Origin of the sequence: Pseudogracilibacillus auburnensis (assembly GCF_003201975.1) — a bacterium.
Classification (GTDB): Bacteria; Bacillota; Bacilli; order Bacillales; family Amphibacillaceae; genus Pseudogracilibacillus; species Pseudogracilibacillus auburnensis.
In genome coordinates this window covers 1-18,978 of record NZ_QJJQ01000016.1, presented here as the reverse complement: position 1 = coordinate 18,978, position 18,978 = coordinate 1, and the positions used below count along the sequence as shown (strand labels likewise).

Annotated in this window: 18 protein-coding genes; 16 read left to right on the top strand and 2 right to left on the bottom strand. The window is 35.8% G+C overall.

Going from position 1 to position 18,978, the window contains the following annotated elements; translation table 11 throughout:
• Positions 1-40 precede the first annotated feature (40 nt).
• The 8 genes from DFR56_RS18125 (at position 41) to DFR56_RS18090 (ending at position 8,510) form a co-directional block, all read left to right on the top strand.
• Complete coding sequence (locus tag DFR56_RS18125; RefSeq protein ID WP_110396864.1) at positions 41-961, top strand: ABC transporter permease; 921 nt, start codon at positions 41-43, stop codon at positions 959-961.
• A gap of 15 nt (positions 962-976) precedes the next feature.
• A complete protein-coding gene (locus tag DFR56_RS18120) occupies positions 977-1,870 on the top strand; it encodes an ABC transporter permease (RefSeq protein WP_110396863.1) in 894 nt (297 codons plus the stop codon).
• Between the two features lie 13 nt (positions 1,871-1,883).
• The gene (locus DFR56_RS18115; RefSeq protein WP_110396862.1) at positions 1,884-2,891 is read left to right on the top strand and encodes an ABC transporter ATP-binding protein; all 1,008 of its coding nucleotides are present in this window, start codon (positions 1,884-1,886) and stop codon (positions 2,889-2,891) included.
• The gene (locus DFR56_RS18110) at positions 2,884-3,855 is read left to right on the top strand and encodes an ABC transporter ATP-binding protein (RefSeq protein WP_110396861.1); all 972 of its coding nucleotides are present in this window, start codon (positions 2,884-2,886) and stop codon (positions 3,853-3,855) included. Before DFR56_RS18115 ends, DFR56_RS18110 begins: the two co-directional genes overlap by 8 nt.
• Positions 3,856-3,866: 11 nt before the next feature.
• Positions 3,867-5,264 (top strand): M17 family metallopeptidase, encoded by a 1,398-nt coding sequence (locus DFR56_RS18105; RefSeq protein ID WP_110396860.1) that lies wholly within the window; start codon positions 3,867-3,869, stop codon positions 5,262-5,264.
• 43 nt (positions 5,265-5,307) lie between these two features.
• Positions 5,308-6,603, top strand: a complete 1,296-nt coding sequence (locus tag DFR56_RS18100) for an alpha-L-fucosidase (RefSeq protein ID WP_110396859.1) — start codon at positions 5,308-5,310, stop codon at positions 6,601-6,603.
• A 95-nt stretch (positions 6,604-6,698) separates the two neighbouring features.
• Positions 6,699-7,673 (top strand): ROK family glucokinase, encoded by a 975-nt coding sequence (locus DFR56_RS18095; protein WP_110396858.1) that lies wholly within the window; start codon positions 6,699-6,701, stop codon positions 7,671-7,673.
• 153 nt (positions 7,674-7,826) lie between these two features.
• Positions 7,827-8,510: a copper homeostasis protein CutC gene (locus tag DFR56_RS18090; RefSeq protein WP_110396857.1), complete on the top strand. Its 684-nt coding sequence runs from the start codon at positions 7,827-7,829 to the stop codon at positions 8,508-8,510.
• A 701-nt stretch (positions 8,511-9,211) separates the two neighbouring features.
• Here the strand turns inward: DFR56_RS18090 and DFR56_RS18085 are convergent.
• Positions 9,212-10,093: a LysR family transcriptional regulator gene (locus DFR56_RS18085; RefSeq protein ID WP_110396856.1), complete on the bottom strand. Its 882-nt coding sequence runs from the start codon at positions 10,091-10,093 to the stop codon at positions 9,212-9,214.
• A 141-nt stretch (positions 10,094-10,234) separates the two neighbouring features.
• On the opposite strand from DFR56_RS18085, the gene DFR56_RS18080 reads away from it, so the two are divergent.
• From DFR56_RS18080 to sda, 4 genes are all read left to right on the top strand, one after another.
• Positions 10,235-10,483, top strand: a complete 249-nt coding sequence (locus tag DFR56_RS18080; protein ID WP_110396855.1) for a hypothetical protein — start codon at positions 10,235-10,237, stop codon at positions 10,481-10,483.
• A complete protein-coding gene (locus DFR56_RS18075) occupies positions 10,480-11,997 on the top strand; it encodes a sodium:solute symporter family protein (protein ID WP_110396854.1) in 1,518 nt (505 codons plus the stop codon). The genes DFR56_RS18080 and DFR56_RS18075 overlap by 4 nt, the downstream gene beginning before the upstream one ends.
• Complete coding sequence (locus tag DFR56_RS18070) at positions 11,966-12,928, top strand: carbon-nitrogen hydrolase family protein (protein ID WP_110396853.1); 963 nt, start codon at positions 11,966-11,968, stop codon at positions 12,926-12,928. The genes DFR56_RS18075 and DFR56_RS18070 overlap by 32 nt, the downstream gene beginning before the upstream one ends.
• Positions 12,929-13,022: 94 nt before the next feature.
• Positions 13,023-13,196: a sporulation histidine kinase inhibitor Sda gene (gene sda / locus DFR56_RS23765; RefSeq protein WP_342353175.1), complete on the top strand. Its 174-nt coding sequence runs from the start codon at positions 13,023-13,025 to the stop codon at positions 13,194-13,196.
• A gap of 99 nt (positions 13,197-13,295) precedes the next feature.
• Here the strand turns inward: sda and DFR56_RS18060 are convergent, their stop codons facing one another.
• Positions 13,296-13,685, bottom strand: a complete 390-nt coding sequence (locus tag DFR56_RS18060; RefSeq protein ID WP_110396852.1) for a helix-turn-helix domain-containing protein — start codon at positions 13,683-13,685, stop codon at positions 13,296-13,298.
• A gap of 489 nt (positions 13,686-14,174) precedes the next feature.
• Here DFR56_RS18060 and DFR56_RS18055 point away from each other — a divergent pair, with 489 nt between their 5' ends.
• The 4 genes from DFR56_RS18055 (at position 14,175) to DFR56_RS18040 (ending at position 18,824) form a co-directional block, all read left to right on the top strand.
• Complete coding sequence (locus tag DFR56_RS18055) at positions 14,175-15,206, top strand: TRAP transporter substrate-binding protein (RefSeq protein ID WP_110396851.1); 1,032 nt, start codon at positions 14,175-14,177, stop codon at positions 15,204-15,206.
• Positions 15,207-15,298: 92 nt separating this feature from the next.
• Entirely contained in the window at positions 15,299-15,817 is a 519-nt protein-coding gene (locus tag DFR56_RS18050; protein WP_110396850.1) for a TRAP transporter small permease, read from the top strand.
• Positions 15,818-15,822: 5 nt separating this feature from the next.
• Positions 15,823-17,088 (top strand): TRAP transporter large permease, encoded by a 1,266-nt coding sequence (locus DFR56_RS18045; protein WP_244916584.1) that lies wholly within the window; start codon positions 15,823-15,825, stop codon positions 17,086-17,088.
• A gap of 341 nt (positions 17,089-17,429) precedes the next feature.
• Positions 17,430-18,824, top strand: a complete 1,395-nt coding sequence (locus DFR56_RS18040) for a sigma-54 interaction domain-containing protein (protein ID WP_244916579.1) — start codon at positions 17,430-17,432, stop codon at positions 18,822-18,824.
• The last annotated feature ends 154 nt before the right edge of the window (positions 18,825-18,978 follow it).

The following is an 18,978-nucleotide window of genomic DNA, read 5'->3' as shown; positions in this document are numbered from 1 at the left end:
ATGAAAGTAAGCCCTCTCTTTCATTGGAGGTGTGTTTCATTTGTGGCAATATTTAGTGAAACGAATTATTAGTCTAATACCATTATTACTTGTCGTCTCTTTTGTTGTTTTTATGTTTATTCACATTATCCCTGGCGATCCAGCAAGACTATTAGCAGGGAAAGAGGCGACGGTTGAGGAAGTAGAGATGGCTCGACAAAGTTTAGGGTTAGATAAGCCATTATACGAGCAATATTTCGTATATTTAAAAGGGTTACTGTCTGGTGATTTAGGTTATTCCATCAAATCTGGTGCACCTGTTAGTAAATTAATTGGTGATCGTATTTTGCCTACGTTGGGATTGACCTTTTTAAGTATTCTATGGGCCCTTATTGTTGGAATATTACTAGGGATTATTTCCGCTGTGTTTAGAAATAGATGGCCTGATCATCTCGGAATGTTTACTGCTGTTTCTGGTATTTCTTTACCGAACTTCTGGGTTGGTCTCGTATTAATCCAACTATTTTCCGTTCAACTCGGTATTTTTCCAACCGGAGGAGCGGACGGGTGGAAAAGCTATATCATGCCTTCTTTTGCTTTAGGAGCAGGGATTATGGCGATGATTGCGAGATTTACACGTTCATCTCTTGTCGATAGCATGAAACAAGATTATATTCGGATGGGTCGTGCAAAAGGATTAGGCAGTGGTTCCATTGTTTTCGGTCATGCACTAAAAAACTCCCTTATTCCCGTTGTGACCGTTGCTGGATTACAGTTTGGGTTTTTATTAGGGGGATCTGTCGTTGTGGAAACTGTTTTTAGTTTTCCGGGACTAGGGACATTATTAATTGATTCCATTCAATTTAGGGACTACCCAGTTGTTCAAGCGGAAATATTATTGTTTGCTGTTCAATTTATTTTGGTCAATTTATTAATCGATATCGTTTATAGCTTTTTGAATCCGAAAATTCGGTATGAGTAAGGAGGGAAGGTTATTATGAGCAGTCTTCAATCCAAAAGTATGGAAGTAGAACAAATAAAAATAAAAGAACCAGGACGATTCCAGCAATTTTGGCGATCGTTTCATCGTAAAAAGCCAGCAGTAATTTCTTTTTACTTTGTCCTGCTACTATTCGTCATTATGATTATTGGTCCTTTTATTACGCCTTATGATGCTGCGGAGCCAGATTATAATAGTTTGTTAGAAACACCGTCCTTAACTCACTTTTTTGGAACAGATGAGTACGGTCGGGATATATTAAGTAGAATCATTGCTGGTGCAAAGATTTCCTTATCTGTTAGTGTTTCAGCGGTTTCACTCGGAGCTATTATTGGGACTATGTTAGGCTTAATTAGTGGATTTATCGGAAAATGGGTAGATAAATTAATTATGCGTGGCTGTGATGTTCTGTTTGCTTTTCCTGACTTGATTTTAGCAATCGGTATAGTTGCTATTTTAGGACCAGGTTTAAAAAACGTCGTCATCGCGGTTGCGTTTTTCAGTATTCCTTCGTTTGCGAGAATTGTTCGTGGAGCGACGTTGGAAGTTAAGGAAATGCTTTTTGTTGAGGCGGCTGAATCAATAGGAGCAGGAAGAATGCGGATTATGTTAAAGCATATTTTTCCTGAAACATTACCAACCATTATTGTTTATTTTACGATGAATGTTGGGACAGCAATTTTGGCGGCTGCAAGCTTAAGTTTTTTAGGTTTAGGTGCAGAGCCTTCTTCTCCAGATTGGGGTGCGATGTTGAGTGTTTCTCGAGACTATATTGGTACAGCGTTTCATCTGGTATTTTTCCCAGGACTAATTATCTTTTTAACCGTATTAGCTTTTAATCTTTTAGGAGATGGATTAAGAGAAATGCTAGACCCGAAAATGAAAGACTAAGGAGGGGAAAAAATTGACGGAATTACTTCGAGTAAAAAATCTTCGAACGGGTTTTCGTACTGAAAATGGGTTATTACCAGTTATACATGGCATTAGCTTTCATGTGAATCAAGGTGAAATTGTTGGTGTAGTTGGTGAATCTGGAAGTGGTAAAAGTGTCACTTCGTTATCGATTATGCGATTGTTTCATGATACACCAGGAGAAATAATGGATGGTGAAGTGTTATACAAAGGTGAAAATTTGTTTGATTTAACGGAGAAGAGAATGAAGCAATATCGTGGTAATGAAATATCAATGATTTTCCAAGAGCCTATGACATCTCTTAATCCTGTCTTGAAAATCGGGAAACAGATGAGAGAAACGATAGAATTACATTTGAACATGCCAAAAAAAGAGGCTCATCAATATGCGATCAAAACTTTGAAGTCGGTTGGTATTCCCCGTGCAGAGGATTTAATGGATGAATATCCTCATCAACTTTCAGGTGGAATGAGACAAAGAGTTATTATTGCGATGCAAATTTCTTGTAATCCATCTTTACTCATTGCTGATGAACCAACTACCGCTTTGGATGTAACCATTCAAGCGCAAATATTAAATTTAATGAAAGAAATTCAAGTGAAAACAAATATGGGTATTTTATTCATCACGCATGATTTAGGAGTTGTAGCTGAAATTTGTGATCGGGTGATTGTCATGTATGCTGGTAAAATTGTAGAGGAAGCGACAGTAGAAGAATTGTTCGCACAACCGAAACATCCGTACACGAAGGGATTAATAGAATCGGTACCGAAAATTGGCATGAAATCAGAAAAGTTATATTCGATTCCAGGTACAGTACCTAATCCAACGAATATGCCTAAAGGGTGTAAATTTGCTCCTCGATGTGAGCATGCTATGGCGATTTGTCATAAGAAAGAACCAGCATTAATGACAGTGAATCATCATGCAACGAGATGTTGGTTGTATGATGAGGAAATGATGAAAGATAAGCAAGGGGAGGGAATGACAAATGGGTGATATTTTAATAGAAGCTACCAATATTAAAAAGCACTTCCCCCTTAAAAGAGGTTGGTTTGAAGAAAAAAGAGCCGTTCGAGCAGTTGATGGAATTTCTTTTCAAATAAAAAAAGGTGAAACATTTGGGCTAGTTGGTGAATCAGGTTGTGGAAAATCAACGACTGGTCGATTATTAAATGGATTAATTCCAGTAGATTCAGGTGAAATTACGTTTAAAGGGAAGGATTTATCGAAGTTAAGTAGAAAGGAATGGAAAAAGTATCGTCAAAAAATGCAAATGGTTTTCCAAGATCCTTTTGCTTCGTTAAGTCCCCGGATGAAAATTAAAGATATATTAAAAGAACCTTTAGATATTCATTTTAAACAGATGAATTCGAAAGAAAAAGATACGTTAGTTATGAATCTACTAGAAAAGTGTGGTATTAGTGAATTTCATTTAAATAAGTACCCACATGAATTTAGTGGTGGGCAAAGACAACGGATTGGTATTGCACGTGCATTAATTTTGCAACCAGATTTAATTATTGCAGATGAGCCCGTCTCAGCACTAGATGTTTCGATTCAGTCACAAATTTTAAATTTAATGAAAGATTTACAGAAAGAATTCGACTTAACGTATTTATTTATCTCACATGACTTAAGTGTTGTGGAACATATTAGTGATCGTGTAGGTGTGATGTATTTAGGAGATTTAGTTGAAGTGGCAACGAAAGAAAAAATCTTCACCGATCCGAAACACCCTTATACCCAGGCTTTATTATCATCGATTCCACAAATGGATCCAACGGTGAAAAGAGAACCAATTATATTATCTGGTGAAATACCTAGTGCTGACAATCCGCCAACAGGTTGTAAATTCCATACAAGATGTCCATTTGCAACAGATGAGTGTAAACAAAAAGTTCCAGATAAACAAAATATTGATGATGACCAAATGGTTGCATGTCATTTATATAAAAGTTGAGGGGAATTAAAATGCATATCCATATTATGCCGATTCATGAAACGAATGATAAAGGTTTATATTTGAAAGAGGATGCTAGTGTTGAGTTTGGTACGATTCAGTTCATTCAACAAGAAAAGGAACTAGTCGTTTTCGTCGGGATGAATAAAGCAAAGATTTCTTTGGAAGATGTCCGATTTTTAGGAGGAGTTTGTCGAAAAAGTTTGCATAAAATGAAAGCTGCAACAGTATCGATTGATTTTCTCACTTTAGCTTCCTATTTAACACATTTAGAGTTAGAGCAAATTGTAAGTGGGTTTATGGAAGGTTGGTATTTAGCTGCGTATCAATTTCTATTTTATAAACAGGCAGAACATAGAAATGAATTAATCGTTCAGTGGGCCGATGAGCGTTGGAAGGTTTATGATAGGGAAGCACGTATACGGGCTAATGCAGTAAATGTTGCAAGAGATTTATGTAATGAACCCGCAAATAAATTAACACCAACATCATATGCCGAAAAAATAAAGCAACTCTTTTATGAGACAGATGTGACGGTGCAAGTAATGGAGGGTGATGCATTAAATGAGGTGGATTTTCCCGGTGTTTATGCCGTTTCAAAAGGGAGCAATGAGCAAGCTAAACTTGTCGTTTTAACATTGGCCCGTGATGTTGCAAAAGACAAAATCGCATTAGTTGGAAAAGGTGTTACATTCGATTCTGGTGGTACAAATGTGAAAGCTGGAAGTGATATCGGTGAGATGAAAATGGATATGGGTGGCTCTGCTGCAGTTGTAGGCGCGATGAAATTATTAGCTGATAGTGCAATTCCCGCACATGTTGTCGCGATTTTACCACTCGTTGAAAATGTAGCTGATGGGAATGCCTTTTTACCTTCAGATGTTTTAACGTATCGAAATGGACTACATGTGGAAGTAGGCAATACGGATGCAGAAGGACGATTAATCTTAGCAGATGGATTGCTTTATGCTCAATCATTAGGAGCAAAAACAATGATCGATATTGCAACACTAACAGGTAGTATTGGAAGTGCACTCGGTTTGAAAGCTGCGGGTGTATTTAGTAATCATGAAGCAGACTTATGGCATTATAAACAATTAGGAGAACAAACAGGTGATTATATCTGGCCAATGCCAGTGTATGACGATTACCTCTATTATTTAAAAAGTGATTGTGCGGATGTAAATAATATGAGTCGTTCTTCGTTTGGTGGAGCAATTACCGCAGCTTTATTTTTAAAGCAATTTATTAAACATGATTTAAAATGGGTTCATATTGATATGGCAAATACGGTAAGACCATGGCGTGAACAAGGATATTATGTAGCAGGTGCTTCCGGCTTTGGTGTGCGATTATTAGTAGAAATGATTAAAACAGAAATTAGACATGAATTTGATCGTAATGAATGACATATATAGATAAAAAATAAAAGGTTGATGGAGGAATATTTACATGCAATTAGATTGGCCAACACATTATGGGGATCCTTCATGGTTTATCCATGATCGATTCGGAATGTTTATCCATTGGGGTTTATACTCTTTACGTGCTAAAGATGAGTGGATTATGACACAAGAAAAAATAGCGAAGGAAGATTATGAACCTTATTTAGATCAATTTGAAGCAGATTTATTTGAACCGAAAAAATGGGTTGAACAAGCAAAACGTAGTGGAATGAAATATATCGTATTAACGACGAAACACCATGAAGGGTTTGCTCTATGGGATAGTGCTTATACCAATTACAAAATTACAAATACTCCTTATGGCAAAGATGCGCTTCAGGAGTTTGTCGATGCTTGTAGAGAGGGAAATATAAAGATCGGCTTCTATCATTCTGTCATTGATTGGCATCATGAACATTTTACGATTGATGGTTTACATCCTGCAAGGGAGGATGAAACGGTAAAAGCGGAAGATAGAGATATGAAAATCTATCAGCAATATTTATATAATCAAGTAGAAGAGCTCGTAACGAATTACGGTAAAATAGATTATTTTTGGTTTGATTTTTCCTATGCTGATAGAGAGTGGGACTGGGCAAAAGGAAAAGGTGCAGCAGATTGGCGTTCAGAAGAAATTGAAAAATTAATTTTACAACATCAGCCACATATGATTATTAATAATCGACTTGGATTAAATCGTGGCGTGTATACACCAGAACAATATCAGCCAACAGGGATGTTAACGACCCCTGATAATAAAAAACGGGTGTGGGAAGCATGTCAAACATTTAATGATCGTTGGACATATAATCCGAACAATCTACATATGAAGTCAGCTGAAATGATTGTCAAACTTCTAATAGATACTGTTTCAAAAGACGGTAATTTACTCATGAATTTTGGTCCGACTGCGAGAGGGAGCTTTGATGAAGCATCTACAACGGTATTGGAAGGAATTGCAAAATGGATGACATATCATCACCAATCTATTTATGGTGCAGGTCCATCCGAAGTCGACACTCCACAAGATTGTCGTTTAACACAAAAAGATGATCGTCTCTATATTCATATTTTTTCTTGGCCATTTAGAACGATACACTTGGAAGATTTTCCGTACGAGATTAACTATGCACGATTTTTACATGACCATTCAGAAGTTACGGTAAGACGGTTTAATCCAGAAGATGCAATTCACCATGATCAACCATTAATTGCAGAGAATGAGGTTGTTTTTGAGTTACCTGTTATTAAGCCCAACTATATTGTTCCAGTTATTGAAGTCGGCTTAGGGGATAAAAAGTAATGTAAAAAATCCGTAAATAACTTCAGTTACATCTTTCTGAAGTTGTTTTTTGGCTATAGATGGTACTGCACATATTTTTTAAAGGGATGGAAGTAATGAGTAAAAAGGTAATTGGGATAGATATAGGTGGAACAAATGTAAAAATTGGTGTTTTAAATATGATGGGAGATATTTTAACGAAATGGGAGATAAAAACGAATAAGAAAGATCAAGGAAATCATATAGTAAATGACATATGGTCTTCGGTCCAAAAAAACTTAACACCGTTTGAACTAGAACATGATATTCTTGGTGTTGGTATTGGTGTGCCAGGTTTTATCGATCAAAATCAAGGGAAAATTTTAGCGGCTGTTAATATTGGTTGGAAAGAATATGAACTGAAAAAGGTCTTCGAGGCAAAGACTCCTTTGCCTGTCGTAGTAGAAAATGATGCTAACACTGCTGCACTAGGTGAGTATTGGAGGGATAAAACAAATAAGGAAGATCTCATTATGATCACGCTAGGAACAGGCGTAGGAAGTGGCATTATTACGAATGGGAAAGTTTTGCATGGAAGTAGAGGGTTAGCAGGAGAGATTGGTCACTTTGTCGTCAATCCGAATGGATATTTATGTAATTGTGGTAGGAGAGGGTGTTTAGATACAATTGCCTCGGCAACAGGTGTTGTAAGAGAGGCAATGCAAATCGTACACGAAGTACCGACAAGCAATCTAGCAAAATTTTATTTGGAACATGGCAAATTGACGGCCAAAGACGTATTTGATTTGGCGAAAATCGGTGATGAGCATTGTCAAAAAATAATCGATCAATTAAATGAATACTTAGGATTTGCATTAGCAAATCTTGCTACGATTATAAATCCTGGCAAAATTTTGATTGGTGGCGGACTATCCAAGGCGGGGCCTACATTTTTAAAACAAATTGAAGTTGCTTTTTATCAACATGCACACCCTTGGGTGAGTGACAAAACTGAATTAGGTCTTGCTCAGTTAGGAAACGATGCTGGCATCATTGGAGCTGCATATTTAATAAAAAAAACATTGAAAAATGACTATAGCCATTCATTTTAGATTACTATACAAGTTTATTTTTGTTCTGGCGGTAGTAAATAGATCAGATAGTTAAATGAAGCTCACCCATTATCATACGACTGCCCGTATTTACAAGGGGAAAATGGTGATGGTTGATGTTTTATATTTCAATAAATAACTAGAGGTGAAGTCATGTTAATAGAAGTAATAGGAACTAGTTTAAGTGATGTGCTAGATGCCGAAAAATATCATGCTGATCGGGTGGAGCTTTGTCAAAGTATGATGGAATCTGGCCTTACACCAAGCTATGGTCTAATAAAGTCTGCTGTTGAAGCAGTAGATATTCCAATTAATGTAATGGTTCGTCCACACAGTAATTCGTTTGTTTATGATGAACATGATTTTAAGATTATGCGTGAAGACATCCGTGCGATTAAAAGCCTTGGTGCGAATGGGATCGTAATTGGGTCTTTAACAGATAGAGGAACGGTTGATGAAGACGTATTACAAAGATTACTAGATGAAGCAGATGGTTTGAAAGTGACATTTCACCGGGCTTTTGACTTTGTACGTGATCAAAAAGAAGCACTTGAAACAATTTTGACATACGAACAAATTACAACGATCTTAACGGCTGGAGGAGATGGGACAGCGAGTGAATTTGTTGAGAATTTAGTGGAACTACATGATCGCACGAAAGATACTCATTTAACGATTATGCCTGGAAATGGTTTGCGGGTTGATGAATTAAAACCATTTTATCAAGCGATACAACCGAAGGCACTCCATTTTGGAACAGGAATTAGGATCGATCAAGCGTATGCGAATGGAATTTCAGAAGAACAGATAAAGAAGATTAGGGAAATAACGTGTTAAAGGTTAAGAAAATATTAAAGGATATGCAACACAATCGACGCCTGTTATCGAATGCTTATAGCTTTCGATAACAGTTTTTTTAAATGATCTCAACTTTCGCAGAGTGAAATGGACAAAAAAGCCTTCGTAGAATTAAGTGGGATGAAGATACAGTGCTTAAGTTGACTTTGAATTAACTTTTTTCTCTAAGCTTATATGTAAAAAACAACAAAACTATTTGGTAGGAGAGGTATTCGCAGTCCAAATCTTTTGAAAAACGGTTTATTATACGAAGGTTGTCAAGGATATAATTGGAAGTATCCCAAGCTTAACCAAGCGAACTGTTTGAACGCCTTTTATTGGTGTGAAAGTTGAGTAATGATTATTTAAACTTATAAGGTAAATTTTATTCGTTGTTATCAATTAATGTAATGGTTGATTGATGGAAGTCGTTGCAATGTTGAGTCAAACGTTGTACTAGTCATACAATAGAAGATGGAGCACCGTTATAAGGTCGTTTGAATACGAATCATTTTATCCATCATGAAATGGCATGAATACAGGTAGAGCTCCAAGTAAGGACGATGAAGGTTTAAGGAGCATTAAAAAAACTTCAGTGAAAACCAAGCTTTTTAGCATAAATAAATTTTTTTCAAATGGTTCCATTTTCAAGTGCGATCATGAAGTCGCTTTTTTACATTATTGTATACATTAATAAAAACTTAGGTAACATAAATCTCCTTCACAACTTCAATAAATTTCTTGAGTGCATACGATTTGTATGCATTTTTTTTAGTAATAATTCCAATATTCCACACCATTTCAGGATGTTTGATGGATAATGCTTTGATGTTAATATCGTTTAATTTATTCGTAAGTTTTTCAGGGATGATTGCAATACCTAGTTGTGCGGATACGAGTTCTAATACTAAATCCCATTGTGTGCTCTGGAATGCAACATTTGGGGAAAATCCCGATTCAAAACAATAACTATTAATTAGACGATATAATGCGAAAGATTTATCAAATAAAATAAATTTTTCGTCTTTCAATTGTTCTAGGCATACTTCTGTTTCATTAGCTAGGTGGTGATTGGCAGAAACACAAACATTGAACTTATCCTTATAAATAGTTTCTGACTCCAACGTGTTAGAGGCGGGGAATACAACAAAACCAATATCTAATTCTCCCTGATCAACTAATTTTTCTATAATTATCCCTCCTTTTTCTTTTGTTGATAATGTAACGTTTGGATATTTTTTTAAAAAGGTATAAGCAACTTTTGGAAAGAAAACAGATCCAATAATTTGAGGGATACCTACCCTCACCTCACCACTAATTACTTCTGATAATTGATGTAAACTATCAGGAATGCTGTTTATCTTTGCCAATATTTCTTTGCTTTTTTCATAGAGAACCTTTCCTTCATCTGTCAATAGAATTTTTTTGCTAGATCGGTCGAATAAAGTGACATTTAGCTCATGTTCCATCTTTTGAATCGTTTTGCTTAATGCTGGTTGGCCTACATAAAGGGCTTCGGCTGCTTTTGTAAACCCATTTTTTTCTACAACTGTTACGAACACTTCCAATGATCTTAATTGCACCGTTAATGTCCTCCTATCATTCTGTTGAGGAATGATTAATATTCCTATTATGTATTTTACTTCATGGTAAGCGATGTGTAAAATTAAACCTAATCAATATGATAGCGATTACAAATAAAATGTTAAAAGGGAGGAAGTGTAATGAGAAAAAAGCATGCTTTGTTAATTATCGTGTTCTTTATCATTTATTTATTAACCTTTTTGCCAAACTTTGGTGTGATGAATGAGCTTCGATTTATTGGATTTTTGCCGCAATCTTTGGCTTGGGTTTTATTCCTTAATGCCATCAACACAGTCATTATCTTTATTGTCTATTTTAAATTTTTCAAGCCGTTTGCACAGAATGTAGAAACACTTTTAAAAGATGAAAAGGAGAGTGAGCAAATATGAGTCAAGTTGCTGTAACGATTGTAACATTAATCATTTTTTTAGGAATATTACTTTGGATCAGTAGTTTGGCATCAAAATCAAATGTGGCAACTCCGAGTGATTTCTTTCTTGCAAACAGAAGTTTAGGAACAATTGTCATGACGATGACTACAGGCGCTAGTTACTTTAGTACATGGACATTACTTGGTGCAATTGGTAATCATTACAGAGATGGAGTTTGGTTTTCAGCTTTTGCTGCATGGGCCATTGTTCACGCACTTTTCATTTGGTTATTTGGCTCACGTATTTGGTATTTAGGAAGGAAGCATCGTTTTGTTACCCCTGGAGATATGATGGAAAAATACTACAAAAGTCCTTTTATGAGAATTTTATTTGCAATTGTTGGAATGATCGGATTAATTCCGTATATGTTAATTCAAGTAACTGGAGGGGCTTTCTCCTTAAATAGCCTGACAAATAATGCAATTCCTTATTGGGTGGGGATCCTAATTATGGGTGTTTTTGTCGGTGTTATTGTCACTCTTAGTGGTGGAAGAGGTGCAGCATGGGCGGATACATTTATGGGTTTTTTCTTCGGTACTACATTAGTTATCATCACAATGATATTTATTTATAGTGCTGGTGGCTTTCACGCGTTTGTTAATTTACAGTCGGTTGCACCTGATATACTCGTGAATAAAGGTCATTTTCCAGGTATAGTTGAAACAGCTATCGGTTTAATGTTCGGATTTTGGATCATGCCGCATATGTGGCAAAAATTTTATTCAGCCAAGTCTCCAATGATTCTAGCAAAGACATCTATTATTACACCATTCTGGAACTCTTGGTTAATGGCGCTTGGAGCATTATTTATCGGGATGATGGCACATACGCCAGGCTTGGTTCCAGGTTTAACACCAGAAAACAGTGATACAATTATCCCGTTATTTTTCTCCACCTATGCACCGCTATTTGGTTCTATTGTTGTAGCTGCTGTAATTGCAGCAGGAATTTCGACGATTAATAGTGCTTTATTATCATCTGCAAGTTTACTAGTGAACGATATATATGTTCGTTTCATTAATAAAGATGTTAGTCCTGCTAAAACAACTTTCATTAGTAAGGTGACCGTATTGTTTATGACATTAGTTGTAGTCATTTTTGCATTTATACCTGCTGCTCAAGGTTTTCTCATTCCAGTAGCAGCATTGGGATACGGAATTGTTTTACAACTTGTGCCCGCTGCGCTTGGACCATTGTATTGGAGAAGAGGTACATTAGCAGGAGCTGCATCCTCCATTATTGTAGGAGTGACGACCTTAGTTGTTATTTATATTTTTGGTTCGCCATTACCTTTGGGTCCAGCTACAACAGGGTTTATCCTAGGGATTTTTACTTTTATTGCAGTTAGTTATGTTACACAAGATACAAATAGTCAAGAAAAAAATGAACATCATAGGGAAATGGTAGAAATATATTTTCCTAGTGAGGCAAAATGGAAGGATGATTACATTGAAGGAAGAAAATCAGTTTAAAGTAGCAGTTGTACAAGCCGGTTCAGAAGTGATGGATAAGAAAAAAGGGGTGAACAAGGCGGTTCGATTGATTGATGAAGCAAGCCAAGAAGGTGCAAAGATTATTGTTTTTCCAGAAGCGTTTATTCCAGCATATCCACGAGGAATGTCTTTTGGCACGGTGGTAGGTTCTCGATCAGAAGAAGGAAGGAAAGATTTTCTTCAGTATTGGAAAAATTCGATTACAGTTCCTAGTACGGAAACGGAAGAGATAGGCAGGGCTGCGAAAAAGGCAAAAGCATATGTCATCATTGGAGTGATTGAAAAAGATAGGGAGCCAAGTAACGGAACGCTTTACTGCACGGCGTTATTCTTTGGTCCCGATGGAGGACTACTAGGTAAGCACAGAAAACTGAAGCCGACGGGTTCAGAAAGACTTATTTGGGGAGAGGGAGACGGGAGTACTTTACCTGTTTTTGATACACCTTATGGAAGAATTGGTGCACTCATTTGTTGGGAGAATTATATGCCACTTGCTCGCGCAGCTATGTATGATAAGGGCGTACAAATTTATATTACTCCTACTGCCGACGCGAGAGATACGTGGTTTTCCACGGTGCGACATGTTGCACTAGAAGGAAGATGTTTTGTTTTATCGAGTAATCAATATTCTAACAAAGATATGTATCCCGCATACATTTCTTCACGAGAAGAATTTAAAGATTTACCACATGAATTATCTCGGGGTGGGAGCTGTATTGTCGACCCGCTTGGCGAATTTGTTGTTGATCCTGTATTTGGTAAAGAGAAAATCTTGTATGCGAATATCGACTTGAATAAGATCGCAGAGGCGCAGTTTGACTTTGATGTAGTTGGACATTATGCACGACCGGATGTTTTCCAACTTACGGTGAATGAGCAGGAACAGAAAAGTACTATTTGGAAAAAATAACTGAGAAAAAATTCTTTTTGAGGATGGTTACATTGGACCTCGAAAAGGATTTTTTTACTGATAATAATTGAATATTACCGAAATGATTAAATAAATTTATGAAGAAAGGGGATGGATAAACCTAAAAATAAATTTACCCTATTATCCAACTTTAACGGACTCCTTACTCCAAGAATCATATAAGAAGGCTTTGAAGCTAAATGTAAATATAAAATTTATTCATCTATTAAAAACGGAACTAAAATATAGACAGCTTATTGGAAGATAAAATATGCAAAAACGGATGTTTAAAAATGACATGAAAGGAAATTTGAAGGATAGGCGAAAAAATTGGCTATAATTTAAAACTACTGACTAAAAAAGTGAATTAATAGTCAGTGGTTTTTGTGTTCGTTTTTTCAACAGTCCATTCAAAATGGTGTATGATTTCTTCTATACCTTTCTTGGATAAAGATTTCCATTTTTCTAGATCAAGTAGTGCTAAGTTTGAAATATTATATTTATCAAGAATATGTATGATGTTTACTTCAAACTGCGAATTAATATCTGATGTATTGGTTTTTCCTTGAATCAGATAATCAAGTGAGGTGTCAAACATATCAGCTAATTTTATTAAAGTTTCCAATGAAGGTCTTCGTTCTCCTCGTTCGTACGAACCATAAACATTTGCAGTAAAACCAAGTTTAAGACTTACATCTTTCTTCGTATAACCATAAGATTCTCTTAAGTTTTCAAGTCTTTTTCCAAAAGAATACATAACATTCACTCCAATATGTTTTTCGAGTAAAACTTACCACAAATTGAAGTCTTTTTGATTTAAGCACTCAATTCGTGTTGACAATACTATTACTATGTACTAATATATGAAATTAACACACATATCGTGTGCTTTTATCGTATTAATTTATGTAAAAATAACAAATCTGATGTGCTTTAACCATGATGAATGGTAATGAATACTTACTTTACAGTTAAGAAGTGAAGAATCTTATCGAAAACAAAGTGGAAATACGAAAGGGAAAGAAAACCTTAAAATCCGTATTGTAATAACTAATAATTATTCAAAAATATTGGAATTCATTTGAATGATTTGTTTTCAAATAGAGGCAGTTGTTCATCTTTTTTTGAAAGGGCTTTCAACGATCTGTTTTGTGAGTGAACTTTCATAAGTTTATTTTTTCCTATATTGGAGGAGGTGATTTTTGACTCTCAACTTACCAATATTTACATAAGGACGGTGTGAAGGATGAATTTTGTATTTTTAAGGAGAAGTATCTTATTTGTATTATTATTTTCATTTGTTCTGACTGCATGTTCTAACAATGGGAATGAAAAAGGTGATCATACATCAAAAGATGGCAACTATGATTGGAGCGTTGGATTTAATACGGTTGAGGACTCTATAAGAGGAGTTGCGGCACAAGAATTTAAGAGAATCATAGAGGAAGAATCTGATGGTAAAATTTCAGTTGAGTTATTTCCGAATGAACAATTGGGTTCGGATAATGAAATGATTGAATCGGTTCAAGTCGGTGCATTAGATTTCCAGTTATCAAGTAGCGGAGCATTAGCGGAAATTATGCCAGAATATTCGGCAACAGATCTTCCATTTATGTTTGAAGATGCGGATGAGGCGCACGCTGCTTTGGATGGGGTTTATGGTGATGTTTTGAAGGAAGTTTCCTCAGCAGAAGGAATCAATATGCTTAACACATTTAGTATTGGATTTTCTCAAATCACAACGAACGCAAAACCTATTGATGGACCAGAGGATTTAACAGGAGCCTCTATTAGAAGTCCTAATGAGCCTGTACCAATCGCAACCTTTGAGAAATTGGGGAGTCAAGTTACTACACTACCTTTTACAGAAGTCTATTTAGGTCTTCAACAAGGTACGATAGATGGTCAATTTAATCCACTTACAGCTATAAAGGATTCAAATTTCCATGAGGTTCAGGACTATTTAGCGATGACAGACATCATTTTTTACCATGCTCCATTTATTATGAACCAGGAACTATGGGACAGCTTAGATGCTGATACGCAAGAGTTAGTTCAAAGGGCTGCAGATAAAGCAACAGAAGCAGCAAGAGAATTTGAAGCAGAAACGGAAGCCGAAGTTTTAGCTGAAATTGAAGGTGACTTTGAAGAAGTTACTTATCCTGATAAGGAATTATTCCAAGAAGCTGTTCAGCCGGTTTATGAACAGTTTGAAGAGGAAATCGGAAGAGATATCATAGATGAATTACAAAGCTTTTTAGAAGAATATAGAAATTAACTATTCACTTTTTGAAATGGACAACTTCCCTTCTTTAAGACGGGAGGTTGTTACCATTTTTATCGATTCCATTTTAGAAATGAGGGGAGAAAATGAATAAGATTCAAATTAGGGGAATAAAAGATATTTTTGATCTTTTGGCAAAAATGATTATCATTTTTACTAGTTCACTCATGGTTCTCTTGACAGCGGTTGTATTTTTTAATGTGATTATTAGGTATTTTTTTAGTATTCCAATCGCTTTTACATATGAAATGGTAGAACTATTATTTCCATGGATTGTTTTTTTGGCAATCATTAATGTCACATTACACAACGAAAATATTGATATTCAGTTTTTTGTAAAACTACTCCCTAAGTCTTTTCAACTATTTTCGGCATATTTTACTAAAATCGTAATGCTGTTTTTTTCTGTCTATATTACGAAATCCAGTTTCAGTCTAGCGAGCACTGTGCAAAATCATACGATGCCAATATTAGGCATTTCCAAGTCATGGTTATATTGGTCGGTAAGCGTTAGCTTTGTAGGAGTGTCTCTCGTTATTATTTATCAAATTGTCCTCATGGTGATGGGCAAGAATCATGAACGGGAAGGAGGAGAGACACTTTGATTTGGGTGATGATTATTAGTTTACTAGTATTAATGATTATCGGTGTGCCTATCGCATTTGCTATGGGTGCTGCTTCATTATTATATATTTTAGTGGAAGGAATTTCTTTGGAAATAGTTACCCAAAGATTCTTTACAAGTACACAATCATTTGCATTTTTAGCTATTCCGTTTTTTATTTTAATGGGTTGCATTATGGAGCATGGTGGTGTGGCTAAACGTATTATTAATTTAGCTAACTCCCTTGTTCGATCTCTACCAGGAGGTTTGGCATCTGTATCTGTTGTGACGAACATGGGAATGGCAGGTGTTTCTGGATCGGCAGCAGCGGATGCTGCAGCAGTTGGTGGAGTTCTCATGCCGGAAATGAAGAAAAAAGGTTATCCAGCTTCTTTTTCAGTAGCTTTAAATGCTTCTGCTTCCGTAGTAGGCGTCATTATCCCACCAAGTAGCGTCATTATTATTATTGCTTGGTTATCAAACCTTTCTGTTGGAGAAATGTTTTTAGCAGGAGCTATTCCAGGTATACTATTATCGCTCGCCTATCTCGCACTAACGATTGTTATTTCAATCAAAAGAAACTATCCTCGTGAAGAGAAAGCTTCGTGGAGAGAAATTGGAAAGAACCTAGTTAATGCATCTTTAACTATCATATTACCGATCTTTTTAGTATTAAGTATTGTACTAGGGATTGCTACCGCGACAGAAGCTGCAGCATTAGCGGCAGTTTATGCGTTTGTTATTTCCTTTTTCATTTATCGATCACTACATTTGCGCCAAATTTTCCGTGCTCTACGTGATACAGTCTATACAACAACAGTTGTGATGTTTATTGTTTGTTCTAGCATGATTTTTTCCTGGATTTTAATTAACGAAGGCGTACCAAAACTTATTTCCGATATTTTACTTGGATTTGGACTTCCAAACTGGGCATTACTATTAGTAATTATTTTCATCATGACTTTAGGCGGTATGTTTCTTGATACAGTTCCAAATTTATTTATTTTTGTCCCTATTTTATATCCAATCACAGCTGAAATGGGGATAGATCCGATGCATTTTTCTATTATTATGCTATGTACGCTCTCGATCGGACTTTTTACCCCTCCCGTTGGAACTTCATTATTTGTTTCTTGTCGAATTGCAAATATTCGTATGGAGGACACAATTAAGGATTTAATACCTTATTTTTTAGTTGGGACGGTAATGGTTATCGTTGTTGCATTTATACCCCAACTTACACTATGGCTGCCGAATGTATTAAGTAAGTAGCGATTTAGTAATTCATTTAAGCGTTTTCAACAAATTGGAGAACGTCAATTTTGTAAACGAAAGTTCATACGTTATCGGATTATAACGTGGAAAGAGGAGAGGAAAAGAACCCTCTTCTTTTGTCTTAGTAAAGTGGAAGAGTTCAATATTATAAATTCCTTAACCAGTGGTCTTTTTTGGTATTTAGAAGGTCATATTATGTGAAATTATTTCACTGATTGCATGCTGAACCATCAACTTTAAGTAGAGAGAATTTTGATTGTGGATTTGTCCATCTATTTTGAAATCTCTTATAGTATAATATAGTACTAACTATGAGAATTTGTGAGGGAATAAAAAACATGAATACATCTAAAATACGAAAAAGGTCTGATGGACATTCCATAGAAACAAATAGCGAATGGCTTAAGTCTGTCTTGTTATCTATACATGATGGTGTATTAGTAATAGATAAAGAGGGAATAGTAAAGCTTATTAACCCAGAATACACGAGGATAACAGGTGTAACTGCCGAGCAAATAATTGGAAAACCATTAAAAGAGGTAAGGGCAAATGCCCAGCTCATCGAAGTATTAAAGGATAGAAGAGAGCGTGTTGGAATATATCGAAAGGAAGGAGAGGTAGAGTATGTAGTAGACATGGCTCCCATATTCGTCGATAACGAAATTGTAGGTGCAGTTTCTATTTGCAAAGGTCTGACGGAAGTACATAAACTCGTTCAACAATTAAAGAGAGACCGTGATCATTTACAAAAGCAAATTGGCTCTATCCATCAGGCAAAATATACATTCGATCAAATTATTGGAGCGGATGGAGGACTTTTTAATGTGATTCAAATTGCCAAAAAAATAGCAAAATCTGATCTGCCAATACTGATTTCCGGAGAAAGTGGGACAGGCAAAGAGCTTTTTGCACAATCAATCCATAATGAGAGCCAAAGAGCTAAAGGGCCTTTTATTCCAGTAAATTGTGCCACTATTCCAGCTTCGTTAATAGAGAGCGAATTGTTTGGCTATGAGGAAGGGAGTTTCACTAACTCAAAAAAAGGAGGCAAAATAGGACTTTTTGAAATGGCGAATGGCGGTACCATTTTTCTTGATGAAATTGGAGAGCTATCCTATGAGTTACAGGCTAAGTTTTTGCGTGTATTAGAAGAACAAACGATTAGGAAAATAGGTGGAACGAGAGTAGAGAACATCGATGTCCGAGTGATCGCAGCAACAAATCGAGATTTAAACCAGCTTATTGATAAAGGTATGTTTCGTGAGGATTTATTTTATCGATTGAATGTGTTAAGGTTAATGATCCCACCCCTTCGTGAGAGAAGAGCAGATATTCCGAAAATTATTGATCATATTTTGTTCAATCGTTCAAATGACAAGCACGTTAATTACACGATAAATCAAGAAACACTTAATTTATTGCAAAGTTTGAAATGGTCGGGCAACGTGAGAGAACTGAAAAATACGATTGAGTTTGCTGTTTGTCTGTCAGACACGAGTGATATTAAAGAAAAACATTTGCCAGAGTTCATTCGTAATAATAGAAATGAAACTAATATAAATTCTAATGCAACTTTGAAAGAGATAACTGAACGGGCTGAATATGAGCAATTAACATCGGTATTGGCTGAGTATGATAACAGTTTAGAAGAAAAGAAAGAAATCTCTCAAAAATTAGGTATTTCGATTGCAACCTTATATAATAAATTAAAAAAATACGGGATAGATTTCTAGAATATTAGAAATATATTTGATGATTTTAGAATAATTCGATAAAAAAGCCTTATAAAGGGGGTTACCCCCAAAAGTTAGAGTTTTTATTATGAAGCTGATTGGCTGGATTGAGTTCGGTATTCGACTGGACTCAATCCAGCCAATTTTTCTTTTG